A 13,865-nucleotide genomic window follows, 5' to 3' on the forward strand; every position below is an offset into this window, starting at 1 on the left:
GACTTTAAGAGGATAAGGTAATGCAAGTTATTCTGCTTGATAAAGTAGCAAACCTGGGCAGCCTGGGTGATCAGGTAAACGTTAAAGCGGGCTACGCTCGTAACTTCCTGGTTCCACAGGGTAAAGCTGTTCCAGCTACCAAGAAAAACGTAGAGTTTTTCGAAGCACGTCGCGCTGAACTGGAAGCCAAACTGGCAGACGTTCTGGCGGCTGCTAATGCTCGCGCTGAAGCAATCAACGCACTGGGCACCGTTACCATCGCGTCCAAAGCTGGCGACGAAGGTAAACTGTTCGGTTCCATCGGTACCCGCGATATCGCTGATGCAGTTTCTGCAGCAGGCGTTAAAGTGGCTAAGAGCGAAGTTCGTCTGCCGAACGGCGTTCTGCGTACCACTGGTGAGCACGAAGTTGACTTCCAGGTTCACAGTGAAGTGTTCGCTAAACTGGTTGTTAACGTTGTAGCTGAGTAATTTTTTACTCTGCTCACGTTGAAACGCCGGCCTTGTGCCGGCGTTTTGCTTTTTACAGATCCCAGTCCTTAACGTGCCCTGATAAAACTGCCGTCCGGCTGGCGGGTAAACAGCACCTGTTGTCCATTTCCGGTATCAATCGTTAACCCTGTCACCACCCCACTGGCATTCTGACGTATTTGCACCATCTGGCCATTCTGCAGGTTACTGAGCGGCTTACCCGCACCTTCCACTTTCGCCATGGCATACACGTCTGTCGGCGGCAGGTTGTGGTCACGGAACAGCTGCGCCAGCGTTTTACCCGGTTCTACGCGATAGGAACGCCACTGTTGCTCAATGCCGGTGGGCTGTTGCGTCTGAGGCTGAGACGGGGCGGCGGCTTGTTCCTGCGGCTGTTCGTCCTGAATGGGCTCTGGCTCAACCGGCGCGACCTGACCCGGGTCGTTAGACGGGGTGACGAGCTGCGTCTGCATCGGCTGTGCGTCAGGCTGCGGTCGGGTTTGCGACTGAATATCCAGCTGAGCATTGCGGGTGACGGGGGCGGTATCAACATCATCGCCACCGGAAGGAAGCAGGAAGCCCACAATCACCATCAGCGCACCAATGATGATCCCTCTGCGATGCAGAGGCGGCAGCGGGTCCATGATGCGAAAATTGTCCGGCGCCTGCCAGATTTTCGCCAGGGTAGGTTTCAGTTCAAATCGCCCGGGCATGGCACTCCTCCTGCTCCGCGTATTTTTTATCCTGTGCCCCGAAGTATAGTTTGCTAACTGCCTGAACGGCGTAGTAAACCCGACATCCGTGACATCAGTTCGGGATTAATCCTGGTTCTCTCTATTGTTTCTGTTTCGTCGCGGTTTGTCACCTTAACTTCAGACAAAGTTTTACCCATAAGGGCATGGCTGATATGCTGCCCGCTACTTTAAATGTGATGGAAGGAAAACCCATGACCACCCCGACTTTTGACACTATCGAAGCGCAGGCAAGTTACGGTATCGGCTTGCAGGTAGGACAGCAGCTGAGCGAATCCGGCCTGGAAGGTCTGTTACCCGAAGCGCTGGTGGCGGGTATCGCTGACGCGCTGGAAGGTAAACAGCCTGCCGTTCCGGTTGACGTTGTGCACCGTGCGCTGCGTGAAATCCACGAACGTGCTGACGCCGTGCGTCGCGCACGTTTTGAAGAGATGGCCGCCGAAGGTGTGAAATATCTGGAAGAGAACCGTGAGCGTGAAGGCGTGAACAGCACCGAGTCTGGTCTGCAGTTCCGCGTGATCAATCAGGGTGATGGCGCAATCCCGGCGCGTACCGACCACGTTCGCGTACACTACACCGGTAAGCTGATCGACGGTACCGTCTTCGACAGCTCCGTGGCGCGCGGCGAACCGGCTGAGTTCCCGGTGAATGGCGTTATCGCAGGCTGGATCGAAGCGCTGACCCTGATGCCAGTGGGTTCTAAATGGGAACTGACTATTCCGCACAACCTGGCCTACGGCGAGCGCGGCGCTGGCGCGTCCATCCCGCCATTCAGCACCCTGGTCTTTGAAGTCGAGCTGCTGGAAATTCTGTAATCGACTTTTCTTATTTCCTCTCCCCGGCTGGGGAGGGGAAAATAGCGTGAAAACCTATAGTTAAGCCGGAATCAATATTTTATCTTGCAAACGAAACTGTTGCGTGTATTTTTGTGAGCTGTTTCGCGCTGTATGAGTGATATGACACTCACTTTCAACATATTATTAACATAATATCTAAATCATAGTATTCATCCCGCCGATTCTTACCTAATATCGATTAGCCCTTACAAGGGAACGTCATTTTTTTGGCGTATTTAAAGGCCAGAAGAGCCTTAACAACACAGACAGGCATAAACAGGAAAATATCACATGGTAGATCAGGTCAAAGTCGTCGCCGACGAAGAGGCGTCGTCTGAACAGTCGCTACGGCGCAATCTCACAAACCGTCATATTCAGCTCATTGCCATCGGGGGTGCCATCGGTACCGGGTTGTTTATGGGGTCAGGCAAAACCATCAGTCTCGCCGGACCGTCAATCATATTCGTCTATATGATTATCGGTTTTATGCTGTTCTTCGTGATGCGTGCAATGGGTGAACTGCTGCTCTCGAACCTTGAATACAAATCCTTCAGCGATTTCGCTTCAGACCTGCTCGGACCATGGGCGGGCTATTTTACCGGCTGGACCTACTGGTTCTGCTGGGTCGTGACCGGTATGGCGGACGTCGTGGCGATTACCGCCTATGCGCAGTTCTGGTTCCCGGGGCTGTCGGACTGGGTGGCCTCGCTGGCGGTCATCGTTCTGCTGCTGAGCCTTAACCTCGCCACCGTTAAAATGTTCGGTGAGATGGAGTTCTGGTTCGCAATGATCAAAATTGTGGCCATTGTCGGGCTCATCGTGGTGGGCCTGGTAATGGTGCTCACCCACTTCCAGTCACCAACCGGCGTTCAGGCGTCGTTTACCCATCTGTGGAATGACGGCGGCTGGTTCCCGAAAGGCATCAGCGGCTTCTTTGCCGGCTTCCAGATTGCGGTGTTCGCGTTTGTAGGGATTGAGCTGGTCGGAACGACCGCTGCGGAAACCAAAGATCCGGAGAAGTCCCTGCCGCGCGCCATCAACTCCATTCCGGTGCGCATCATCATGTTCTACGTCTTCGCGCTGATTATCATTATGTCCGTGACGCCGTGGAGCTCGGTGGTGCCAAGCAAGAGCCCGTTCGTTGAGCTGTTCGTGCTGGTAGGTCTGCCTGCGGCAGCGAGCCTGATTAACTTCGTGGTGCTGACCTCTGCGGCTTCTTCCGCAAACAGCGGCGTGTTCTCAACCAGCCGTATGCTGTTTGGTCTGGCGCAGGAAGGCGTGGCGCCGAGCGCGTTCGCCAAGCTCTCTAAGCGTGCCGTACCGGCAAAAGGGCTGACCTTCTCATGCATGTGTCTGCTGGGCGGTGTGGTGATGCTCTACGTGAACCCAAGCGTGATTGGCGCATTCACCATGATCACCACGGTCTCTGCGATCCTGTTTATGTTCGTCTGGACCATCATCCTCTGCTCCTATCTGGTGTACCGCAAACAGCGCCCACACCTGCATGAAAAATCGATCTACAAGATGCCGCTGGGCAAGCTGATGTGCTGGGTGTGCATGGCGTTCTTCGTCTTCGTGCTGGTTCTGCTGACGCTGGAAGATGATACCCGTCAGGCGCTGATCGTCACGCCGCTGTGGTTTATCGCGCTGGGGCTGGGCTGGATGTTTATCGGTAAGAAACGTATGGCTGGCATGCGTTAAGCATGTTGCCGGGTGGCGCTGACGCTTACCCGGCCTACGTTCGAGGACGTTGCAGGCCCGGTAAGCTCTAGCGCCACCGGGCTTTTTTATTCCCCCGCCAATGCCCGTGGGAACAGAACGTTATTCTCCAGACTGATGTGTTCCATCAGGTCGTCGATCGTTTCGTTAATGCCGTTGTACATCGCTTTCCACGTTGTGCACGCTTCTGGCGGCGGCGTGACGTTGTGGGTGGTATGTTTGATCACCTCCAGCAGTTCGCCCGCGTCATCATGCTCGCTTTCCATCACGCTGATGGGCCCCATCGCCTGGCTTCCCATTCCCTGTTTAATCATCGGGAAGAGGATCTGCTCTTCTTTCATCATATGGCTGGAAAGCTCTTCGTGCAGAAGGGTCAGGTATTTCGCCAGACCGCGCGGTACGGAAGGTTTGTCGGCATGGACGCGCTCGACTTTGGTCGCCTGCAGGATCAGCTCCGGCAGCTGTTCACGGTGACGGTCATGATAACGCACGATGATATGGTCGATGATTTCCGCGAGCGGAGCGGTTCGCCAGTCTTTGTCGATGGGCTGCGCGGCCAGTTGCGCCAGCTCGGCTTCAATCACCTCAACGTCCAGCTCTTTGCGTAACGCCGCACGCGCCAGGGTTTGCTTACCGCCGCAGCAGTAGTCCATATCGTATTTACGGAACAGCGCAGAAGCGCGAGGAATGGAGAGCGCCAGCTCGCCGAGGGGTTGGTCGCGAAAGGCCATAGCAGTTACCTCATTCTCAATAATATAAGATGCATATTAAATGCATCTTTACGATGACGCTATAACCCTTTAGAGGGACGGGTAAAAATGAGATGCAGATCACAAAAAAATATCCGATTTAACTCTCTGAATGGGCTCAGGAAAGTGGTTTCGAAACTTTTTAAAGGTGGAGAAACAGTAAACAACCCGCTGTGCCTGCCGATATATCCACGTCAGACAAACCTGCATATAACAAAGGCAACGCATGTTTAAACGTATAAAAGTCATTACCCTTCTGATTTCGGTGCTGCTTGTGCTCGGCATCATGCAAGTGATTTCCGCCGGTATCTTTATCAACGCCCTGAACAACGATAAAGACAACTTCACCGTGGCGCAGCTCTCCAGCAAGAACGTGGCGGAGTTTACTGATGCGTGGATCAGTCTGAACCAGGCGCGCGTCACCCTGAACCGCGGGATGCTGCGCCTGCAAAGCAGCATGGCCTCGCAAATTAACGGCGGTCAGCTGAATGAGCTGGTGACCACGGCGAAAAATCTGCTGACTGAAGCGCAGGTTCATTACGATAAATACTATGCCTTGCCGAACACGCCAGGCCTGGATGAGAGCCTGACTAACCAACTCGAAGAGCAGTACCGCATTTACTCTGCGACGCTGACGCAAATGAACGTTCTGCTGAGCCAGGGCAATCTGGAAGATATGTTCAAGCAGAATGCCGAACAAAAACAGAACGCGATGCAGACGGTGTATCGTGAATGGCGTGAAGCGCAGGCTGCGCTCACGGATAAAGGCATTCAGGATAACGAAAGTGATTACAAGCGCATCCTGTGGATCCTCTCTGCGGTCATGTTGCTGGTGATTGTGGTGATTATCTCCAGCTGGATTGCGATGCGCCGCGTGCTGCTGCTGCCGCTGGAAGAGGTGATTAACCATATTCGCGCCATTGCGGCAGGCGATCTCACCCAGCCGATTCAGGCCGACGGGAAAAATGAAATGGCTATCCTGGCGCGCAACGTGCAGGAGATGCAAACTTCGCTGGCGAACACCGTGGGCGTAGTGCGTGAAGGCGCAGATACCATTTACACCGGTGCAGGCGAAATCTCTGCAGGCAGTAACGATCTCTCTTCCCGCACCGAGCAGCAGGCCGCGTCTCTGGAAGAGACGGCAGCCAGCATGGAGCAGCTGACGGCAACCGTGAAGCAGAACGCCGATAACGCGCGTCAGGCCTCCCGTCTGGCGCTGGATGCCTCCTCAACGGCGAAGAAGGGCGGTAACGTGGTGGAAGGCGTCGTACGTACGATGGATGAGATCGCCACCAGTTCCAGCAAGATCGCGCAAATCACAAACGTGATCGACGGTATTGCTTTCCAGACGAATATTCTGGCGCTGAACGCGGCGGTGGAAGCGGCCCGTGCAGGCGAGCAGGGCCGTGGCTTTGCGGTGGTGGCAGGGGAAGTGCGTACCCTTGCCCAGCGCAGTGCTCAGGCGGCGAAAGAGATCAAAGCGCTGATCGACGATTCTGGCGAACGCGTGAACGCGGGTTCGCAGCTGGTTAACGAAGCCGGGGCCACGATGGCCGAGATCGTCAATGCGGTCACCCGCGTCACCGACATCATGGGCGAAATAGCCTCGGCCTCTGACGAGCAGAGCCGTGGTATCGACCAGGTGGGCCAGGCGGTAGCTGAGATGGACCGCGTGACCCAGCAGAACGCCTCGCTGGTGGAGGAGTCTGCGGCCGCAGCGGCGGCGCTGGAAGATCAGGCTGCACGTCTGAACGAAGCGGTGGCGGTGTTCAAAATCACCCGCAACCAGGCGGTTAAAGCGGCGCCGGTGAAAACCTATGCGCCAAAAGCGCAGCCCGTAGCGACGGCACCTGAAGCGAACTGGGAAACGTTTTAAGGTCTTGCCCGGTGGCGGCTACGCCTTACCGGGCCTACGGTTTTGTAGGCCCTGCAAGCGCAGCGCCGCCGGGCAATACTCACATCTCCGACGCCGGAACAACACTCGGTTTTTCCGGCTTCGCTCTCACCGCCATCACCACGCCCACGACCAACAGCACGATCCCGCAGGCCGTGAACAACGGCGGCACGCTCTGGCGCATCAGGAAGGTATACAGCAGCCCGGCCAGGGTTTCGAAGACAATCAGCGGCCCTAAGATCACCGTCGGCAGCTTCTGGCTGGCAATATTCCAGCACAGCGCGCCCACCCATGAACACAGCACCGCAATCGCCACCATCAGGCCGATAAACACCCACGGTCTTGGCCCGAAGGGCTGGGCGAAGTCCGGCTGCTGATGGCCCAGCCAGAGGCATGCGCCGAGATACCCCACGACAGATACAGGCAACGTGACCAGCGCCTGCGCCGTCGCCCACATCATTGGGTGCTTGTCCGGATTCTCACGCAGCCAGCGCGCGTTGCGCAGGGCATACCAGGCCCAGCACGCCACGGAAATGAACGCCAGCAGAATGCCAGAGCCGTATCGCCACAGGTCAACATCCCCCTGCCCATGACGCAGCTCGGCAATATTGACGCATATCAGCCCCAGGGCAGTGCAGACCAGCGCCGGTGCCATTTTTGACCACGCCAGTTTGCCATCGCGGTGGCTGTAAAGCAGGTTAGCAAAGACGGGGATGACGACCGGCAGCGTGCCGATAATCATGGTCGATACCGGCGCACCGGTACGCTGAATGGCGCTCGCGAGGCAAACGTAATAGATAAGATTGCCCATCATGGTCAGCGCCAGCGCGGTGCCCCAGTCCTGACGGCTGAGCTGACGCAAGCGCGCGCGCCCCAGCCACGCCAGGGGCAGGGCAATCAGCCCCAGCGCCAGATAACGTCCGGTCGACTGCAATATCGCCGGGTACTCCGGCACGATCAGCGGGCCGACAAAAATCAGCCCCCACATCATCCCGGCCAGCAGGGCATACAACACTCCACTAATCATTTTTCCATCCACAGGTATTTACGCTGTTCTCAGTGTAGGAGGGGCAAATGCGCGCGTATTGTATGAGGTTGCGCATTAGCGCCGGGTGACCTGCTTCTGGTAGCGCACGGGGGTAATGCCATAGCGGTGGGTAAACGCGCGGGTCAGATGCGACTGATCGGTCAGTCCGGTTGCGGCGGCGACCTCTGCGGCGGGCATGCCGTGGGTGAGGAACGCTTTGGCGCGCCAGAGGCGAATGGCCATCAGCATCTGATGCGGCGTCACGTGAAAATGGGCTTTGAACTGGCGCTGGAAATGATACGGGCTGAGTGAAACGACGCTGGCCAGCTCGTCCAGCGTCAGGGCGCGCATATAGTTGTCGTGCAGGTACTCGCGTACCCGTTCGAAGCGGTGCGCGCGTTCCTGAACCCGCGGCGCGTGATGGGCAAACGGCTGGAAGGTCTCAATCAGATCCAGCAGTAATCCTTTTTGCGCAAGCGGATCGTCCGTGTGCCACAAGCCGTAAATAAGCCTGCCAATTTGCTGCGAGCGCAATGGGTCATGACGGGTCACGTCGCTGAACCACCAGTGCCGCAGACCGGTCACCTCTTCCAGTAGATCGGGTTCGATATAGACCATCCGGTAGCGCCAGCCGCCCTCGGTGGCGGATTCGCCGGTATGGATCTCGTCCGGGTTCATGGTAACGACGGATTTTTCCGCCGCGAGATGCTGGCTACCGCGATAGCGAAAGCGTTCGGCACCGGTTTCAATCGTGCCGATCCCGAAGGCTTCATGGGTGTGAGGCTCAAAGGCGTAGTCAGAAATGTGCGCGTGGTACAGCTCCAGGCCCGGCAGCTGCGCCAGATGGCGAAAGCGCGCGCTGTCTCTTTCATCATTAAACTGTTCCGGTACGCCTTGCACGGTAAGCCTCCTCGTGGGTCATCTTTTCATTATCAAAGATGACAAGAGGGGATGCCACAAAAAATAACCATCCCGTAACAATTACAGGATGTCTTTAATGCTCTGCGCCAGCGGCGTGGTGGCGCGTCCGATCAGTTTGCTCAGCGTATGGCTGTCGTCAAAGAGCCCGCCTTTGGAGGCCCCGACATCGGAGTCCGCCAGCATATCGGCCAGACCGGCAGGCAAGCCGACGCTCTTCAGCGCGGCGGCAAAATCCGCTTCACTGAGATTCTGGTAGGTGACCGGCTTCCCGCTCTGTTTGCTGAGTTCAGCCGCCAGTTCGCTCAGCGTCCAGCCGTGGTCGCCCGCCAGTTCATACACCTTGCCCGCATGGCCCTCTTCAGCGATCACTTTGGCTGCCGCCGCGGCATAGTCTGCGCGGGTGGCTGAGGCAATTTTGCCTTCGCCTGCCGCACCAATAAACACGCCGTGTTCCAGCGCAGGCGGCGCGCTCGCCAGATAGTTTTCGGTATACCAGCCGTTGCGCAGCAGGGCATAAGGAATGCCGGACGCCGCCAGCGCTTTTTCAGTGGCAACGTGTTCAACGTGCAGGCCGAGCGGTGAGGTATCCGCGTGCAGCAGGCTGGTGTAGGCGATAAATTTCACCCCTGCCGTTTTGGCGGCGTTAATGACGTTCTGGTGCTGGGTCGCGCGCTGGCCGACTTCGCTGGACGAGATCAGCAGCAGCTTATCCACGCCGCTCAGCGCGGCGGCGAAGGCGGCTTCATCCGTGTAGTCCGCCTGACGCACCACAATTCCCTGCTGGCTTAAGGCTTGCGCTTTCGCCGGGTTACGTACGATAGCTACAATCTGGTTAGCCGGTACGGTTTTCAACAGCTGTTCGATAACGAGATGGCCAAGCTGGCCGGTGGCGCCGGTAATCGCGATCATGATGAATCTCCTTCGTGTTTGTCTGGTGTTGTGGCACACTAGCACCATAGCTAACTTTTAGTAAGTACGTACAAAAAGGTAAGTATGAAAACAACGATACCGACGCTCAGCGAGCAAATGCGCGATGGCAATCTTTTCGCGGAACAGTGCCCTTCACGAGAGGTGCTCAAACACGTGACCAGCCGCTGGGGGGTACTGATTCTGCTGGCGCTGCGCCAGGGGACGCATCGCTTTAGCGATCTGCGCCGTAAAATGGGCGGGGTGAGCGAAAAGATGCTGTCCCAGTCGCTTCAGGCGCTAGAACAGGACGGGTTTGTCGATCGCGTATCGTATCCGGTCGTGCCGCCGCACGTAGAGTATAGCCTGACGCCGATGGGTATCGAGGTCAGCGAAAAAGTCGCCGCGCTGGCGGACTGGATTGAGGTGAATACGCCGAAGGTGATGGCGAACAGGGAGGATCGCGCGGCGTAAAAGCCGGGTGGCGCTTCGCTTACCCGGCCTACGGGATGGAAGATTACGGGTAGGCCGGGTAAGGCGAAGCCGCCACCCGGCACAATCGCCGCTACTTGCTTAAATCCACCTGATAAATCGCGAACCCGATATCATCCGTCGCGACCTGTTTCATCGGATATTGCGCCTTCTCCTTGATAAACGCGGCTGCCTTGTCGGACGGTGACGTTTCAAAACGGATATCCAGCGGCGTATCGCTGTGGATCGGCGCCAGACGCCAGTTGTTATCCACCGCCGGATGAATTTCTCCCGCTTTTTTCGACTCCGCGCTGATCCACGCCGCCAGCACCGAGCGGTTCTCGTCCGGCGAGGCAAAGGCGATATGGCTATCTCCCGTACCGGCAAACTTACCGCCGTAGGCACGGTAGTTATTGGTCACCACCAGGAAGGTGGCATTCGGGTCGATCGCCTTGCCATTGAAGGTCAGGTTTTTAATGCGCTCCGCCTGCGGGTTGATCGCCTGACACGCACCGTCATATTTCGCCGGTTGGGTGACGTCAATCTGGTAGTTCACGCCGTCGATCACGTCGAAGTTGTAGGTGCGGAAGCCGTCCCAGTTAATCAGCGACTGCGGCTTGCTGCTGCGCGGGTCAATCTGGTTAAACTGTCCGGCAGAACACTCCAGCCACTCCTTTACCTCTTTCCCGGTGGCTTTAACCACTACCAGCGTATTCGGATAGAGATAGAGATCGGCGGCATTACGGAAGGTGAGCTGGCCCTTTTCGACCTCAACATAGCTTGCCGGGTCATTCTTACGTCCGCCCACTTTGAATGGCGCAGCGGCCGACAGGACCGGCAGCTTCGCCAGATCCGGATCGCCCTGCACAAAGTGTTCGGCATAGGCTTTCTGTGCCATGTTGACGACCTGGACGGTCGGATCGTCCTGCACCAGCGCCAGGAAGCTGTACATGTTGTCGGCGGATTTACCGATCGGCTTGCTGACGAATTCGCGCGTGGCGTCGTGATCGTGCTTCAGCACGTCGACCAGTTTTTTATCTTCCGCCGCCAGTGATTTCTTCGCTGCCGCGTCGTAGATCGGACGCGCTTCGGCTTTTGACTGCGTCACCTTCCAGCGGTCGCCGTCGTTATTCAGCACCAGATCCACTACGCCAAGATGGTCACCCCACATGCCCGGCATCACCGACGGCACGCCGTTGAGCGTGCCTTTCCCGATATCCGCCCCTTTGATGCTGGCGAAGTCTTTGCCCGGGAAGACCGCGTGGGCGTGGCCGAACAGGATCGCATCGACGCCCGGAACCTCACTCAGGTAGTAAACGGAGTTTTCTGCCATGGCCTGGTACGGGTCGGCGGAGAGACCCGAGTGGGCGACAACGACCACCAGATCGGCGCCTTTCTCACGCATTTCCGGCACGTATTTGCGCGCGGTTTCGGTGATGTCGTTAACGGTCACCTTACCGTCGAGGTTGGCCTTATCCCATGTCATGATCTGCGGCGGGACAAAACCAATATAGCCGATGTTCAGCGTCTGCTTTTTCCCGTCCCGATCGACAACCTCGGTCTCTTTAATCAGGTAAGGGGTAAAGAGCGGTTTTTGGGTCTTAACGTCGATGATATTGGCGTTAACGTACGGGAATTTTGCACCTGCCAGGGCATCGTGCAGGTATGTCAGACCGTAGTTGAATTCATGGTTGCCAAGGTTACCCACGGTATAGTCCAGGGTGTTCATCGCTTTATAAACAGGATGGACCTCGCCTTTTTTCAGCCCCTTAGTCGCCATGTAATCCCCGAGCGGACTGCCCTGAATGAGATCGCCGTTATCGACCAGCACGCTATTTTTCACTTCGCCACGTGCGGCATTGATCAAACTTGCCGTGCGTACCAGTCCGAATTTTTCCGTCGGGGTATCTTTGTAGTAATCGAAGTCCATCATGTTGCTGTGCAGATCGGTCGTTTCCAGAATACGCAGATCTACCGTCGCCGCCTGAACGCTCGCTGCAATCAGCGTCGCCAGAAGCGTTGCACTAAACTTAATCATCAGAGGAGTCCTTTTTTCGATGCAGACCACAAAAGAGTATGTATCTATAGCTTGTTGCTTACAGAAATGTGAATCCTGACAGAAAAATGTAACCTGAAACCGGAATTGCTTCACAGATAGCGGAATTGTTCACATTACGATATAACTAAAACAAAGAGTTAACCTCACTGCGTTAACAAAGAGGTGGAAAATGCTAGATAAAATTTGTCAGCTCGCACGGGATGCGGGAGATGCCATCATGCAGGTGTATGACGGTATTAAACCTATGGAGGTCGTCAGCAAAGCGGACGACTCTCCGGTCACGGCGGCAGATATCGCGGCGCATAAGGTGATCCTGAAAGGGTTACAGGCCTTAACGCCGGACATCCCCGTCCTGTCAGAAGAAGCGCCGCAAAGCTGGGACGAACGCCAGCACTGGCAGCGTTACTGGCTGGTGGACCCCCTGGACGGGACAAAAGAGTTCATCAAGCGCAACGGTGAATTCACCGTCAATATCGCCCTGATTGAGAAGGGTAAAGCGGTGCTGGGCGTGGTCTACGCGCCGGTCATGAAGGTGATGTACAGTGCTGCAGAAGGGAAGGCGTGGAAAGAAGAGTGCGGCGTGCGCAAGCAGATCCAGGTGCGCGATGCGCGTCCGCCGCTGGTGGTGATTAGCCGCTCGCACAGCGACAGCGAGCTGCAGGAGTACCTGCAGCAGCTGGGTGAACACCAGACCACCTCGATTGGCTCATCGCTGAAATTCTGCCTGGTGGCGGAAGGACAGGCTCAGCTCTATCCCCGCTTTGGGCCGACGAACGTCTGGGATACCGCCGCGGGGCATGCCGTTGCTGTGGCCGCCGGGGCGCATGTTCATGACTGGCAGGGCAAGCCGCTGGACTACACCCCGCGCGAATCCTTCCTCAACCCCGGCTTCCGCGTCTCTATTTATTGAGCCAGCAGCTTATGCAGCAGGTCGACAACCTGCTGCACCTCTTCCTGGGTCAGCGCCCCGTCTTTCACCCACTGTACGCGACCTTCTTTATCCAGCACGATAATCGCGGAGCTCTCTTCCTCCAGCTGCCAGGCCTTACGGGTGACGCCGTTGCTGTCGACGATAAACTGCGACCACGGGTAGAGCTTTTTATTGCTCTCAAGGCTTGAGCGCACAAACATCCCCGAACCCGGAATGGCGTCATCGGTATTCACGATCGTGGTGGTCTGGTAGCGGTCGTGAGGGAATTTTGCGGCCTTGATCGCTTCCACCAGGCTGGCATTTTTCTCTTTTGCAGATGTACGACCGGCAATATGTTGTACAACTCTCACTTTGCCCGCGAGTTGCGCGCTATTCCAGGCTTTGTAGCTAAACTTATCATTGTCGAGAATCAATTCTCCCCGGTCAGCAATGCCGACTGGCGGTACACGTTGTCCTTTTTCAATGTTGTGAGCACTCGCCCACAGTGGCAGCAGCAGGCAGGCTGCTGCAAGGATATTACGTAGGGTCATGGCGTTTCCTTATTGTTTGCAGGTGATCCGACCACTTGGTCATACGCTTTTAATGATAAGTGCGATCAATGTGGTTTTCCCGCAATCCCGATGCCAGTTTGCGGGTGAACGCACATATCCATGAAAAAACGACGGCTTATACTGCGCTCAGTCACGCTTTGCAAAGATTATTCTGAATAATTGTAATCAAACGGTAAATAAACTTATGCACACTGGGTAACACCGTAGTTCTGGTCTATAGTCATTGGGCATTAAAATTTGCGCTCAGGACAGTCGGGCCGATTGTGGCACCGCAAGAGCGTATGATTCGCAGGAGATACAAGAATGAAAATTTTCCAACGCTACAACCCGCTTCAGGTGGCGAAGTACGTGAAGATCCTGTTCCGTGGACGGTTGTACATCAAGGATGTTGGCGCTTTTGAGTTTGATAAGGGCAAAATCCTTGTCCCAAAAGTGAAGGACAAACAGCACCTGTCTGTGATGTCCGAAGTCAACCGTCAGGTTATGCGTCTGCAAACTGAGATGGCTTAACCAACGTGCTATGCAGTAGTAGTAGATAAAAAGACGGCTCCCGATGGGAGCCGTTGATGTTTGTGGGGG

At 56.1% G+C, this 13,865-nt stretch carries 14 protein-coding genes; 7 read left to right on the forward strand and 7 right to left on the reverse strand.

Annotated features, from left to right (window positions below; translation table 11 throughout):
- The first annotated feature begins 20 nt into the window (after positions 1-20).
- Complete coding sequence (gene rplI / locus V1572_RS05075; RefSeq protein WP_008502894.1) at positions 21-470, forward strand: 50S ribosomal protein L9; 450 nt, start codon at positions 21-23, stop codon at positions 468-470.
- A gap of 68 nt (positions 471-538) precedes the next feature.
- Here the strand turns inward: rplI and V1572_RS05080 are convergent, their stop codons facing one another.
- Positions 539-1,183 (reverse strand): OapA family protein, encoded by a 645-nt coding sequence (locus tag V1572_RS05080; protein WP_126328973.1) that lies wholly within the window; start codon positions 1,181-1,183, stop codon positions 539-541.
- Positions 1,184-1,416: 233 nt separating this feature from the next.
- Here V1572_RS05080 and fklB point away from each other — a divergent pair, with 233 nt between their 5' ends.
- On the forward strand, positions 1,417-2,037 hold the full coding sequence (gene fklB / locus V1572_RS05085; protein ID WP_008502892.1) for an FKBP-type peptidyl-prolyl cis-trans isomerase: 621 nt from the start codon (positions 1,417-1,419) through the stop codon (positions 2,035-2,037).
- Between the two features lie 312 nt (positions 2,038-2,349).
- A complete protein-coding gene (gene cycA / locus V1572_RS05090; RefSeq protein ID WP_008502891.1) occupies positions 2,350-3,759 on the forward strand; it encodes a D-serine/D-alanine/glycine transporter in 1,410 nt (469 codons plus the stop codon).
- 86 nt (positions 3,760-3,845) lie between these two features.
- Here cycA and ytfE read toward each other — a convergent pair whose 3' ends face one another.
- A complete protein-coding gene (gene ytfE, locus V1572_RS05095; protein ID WP_248222647.1) occupies positions 3,846-4,508 on the reverse strand; it encodes an iron-sulfur cluster repair protein YtfE in 663 nt (220 codons plus the stop codon).
- 244 nt (positions 4,509-4,752) lie between these two features.
- On the opposite strand from ytfE, the gene V1572_RS05100 reads away from it, so the two are divergent.
- Positions 4,753-6,402, forward strand: a complete 1,650-nt coding sequence (locus V1572_RS05100; protein WP_395299749.1) for a methyl-accepting chemotaxis protein — start codon at positions 4,753-4,755, stop codon at positions 6,400-6,402.
- Between the two features lie 79 nt (positions 6,403-6,481).
- Here the strand turns inward: V1572_RS05100 and V1572_RS05105 are convergent, their stop codons facing one another.
- The 3 genes from V1572_RS05105 to V1572_RS05115 all read right to left on the reverse strand — a co-directional run bounded on the left by V1572_RS05105 (position 6,482) and on the right by V1572_RS05115 (position 9,277).
- Complete coding sequence (locus V1572_RS05105; RefSeq protein ID WP_045907980.1) at positions 6,482-7,447, reverse strand: DMT family transporter; 966 nt, start codon at positions 7,445-7,447, stop codon at positions 6,482-6,484.
- Positions 7,448-7,522: 75 nt separating this feature from the next.
- On the reverse strand, positions 7,523-8,347 hold the full coding sequence (locus V1572_RS05110; protein ID WP_048225327.1) for an AraC family transcriptional regulator: 825 nt from the start codon (positions 8,345-8,347) through the stop codon (positions 7,523-7,525).
- Positions 8,348-8,428: 81 nt separating this feature from the next.
- The gene (locus tag V1572_RS05115) at positions 8,429-9,277 is read right to left on the reverse strand and encodes an SDR family oxidoreductase (RefSeq protein ID WP_262801998.1); all 849 of its coding nucleotides are present in this window, start codon (positions 9,275-9,277) and stop codon (positions 8,429-8,431) included.
- Between the two features lie 84 nt (positions 9,278-9,361).
- On the opposite strand from V1572_RS05115, the gene V1572_RS05120 reads away from it, so the two are divergent.
- Entirely contained in the window at positions 9,362-9,748 is a 387-nt protein-coding gene (locus tag V1572_RS05120; protein WP_048225332.1) for a helix-turn-helix domain-containing protein, read from the forward strand.
- Between the two features lie 91 nt (positions 9,749-9,839).
- Here V1572_RS05120 and V1572_RS05125 read toward each other — a convergent pair whose 3' ends face one another.
- Entirely contained in the window at positions 9,840-11,783 is a 1,944-nt protein-coding gene (locus tag V1572_RS05125) for a bifunctional 2',3'-cyclic-nucleotide 2'-phosphodiesterase/3'-nucleotidase (RefSeq protein WP_262801999.1), read from the reverse strand.
- 190 nt (positions 11,784-11,973) lie between these two features.
- Between V1572_RS05125 and cysQ the strand changes: the two genes are divergently transcribed.
- Positions 11,974-12,714: a 3'(2'),5'-bisphosphate nucleotidase CysQ gene (cysQ, locus tag V1572_RS05130; RefSeq protein WP_262802000.1), complete on the forward strand. Its 741-nt coding sequence runs from the start codon at positions 11,974-11,976 to the stop codon at positions 12,712-12,714.
- Here cysQ and V1572_RS05135 read toward each other — a convergent pair.
- Complete coding sequence (locus V1572_RS05135; protein ID WP_023617831.1) at positions 12,708-13,265, reverse strand: YtfJ family protein; 558 nt, start codon at positions 13,263-13,265, stop codon at positions 12,708-12,710. The genes cysQ and V1572_RS05135 overlap by 7 nt on opposite strands.
- Before the next feature lie 324 nt (positions 13,266-13,589).
- Between V1572_RS05135 and V1572_RS05140 the strand changes: the two genes are divergently transcribed.
- Positions 13,590-13,796: a DUF1107 domain-containing protein gene (locus tag V1572_RS05140; RefSeq protein ID WP_008501430.1), complete on the forward strand. Its 207-nt coding sequence runs from the start codon at positions 13,590-13,592 to the stop codon at positions 13,794-13,796.
- The last annotated feature ends 69 nt before the right edge of the window (positions 13,797-13,865 follow it).

Source organism: Enterobacter quasiroggenkampii, from assembly GCF_043972695.1.
Classification (GTDB): Bacteria; Pseudomonadota; Gammaproteobacteria; order Enterobacterales; family Enterobacteriaceae; genus Enterobacter; species Enterobacter quasiroggenkampii.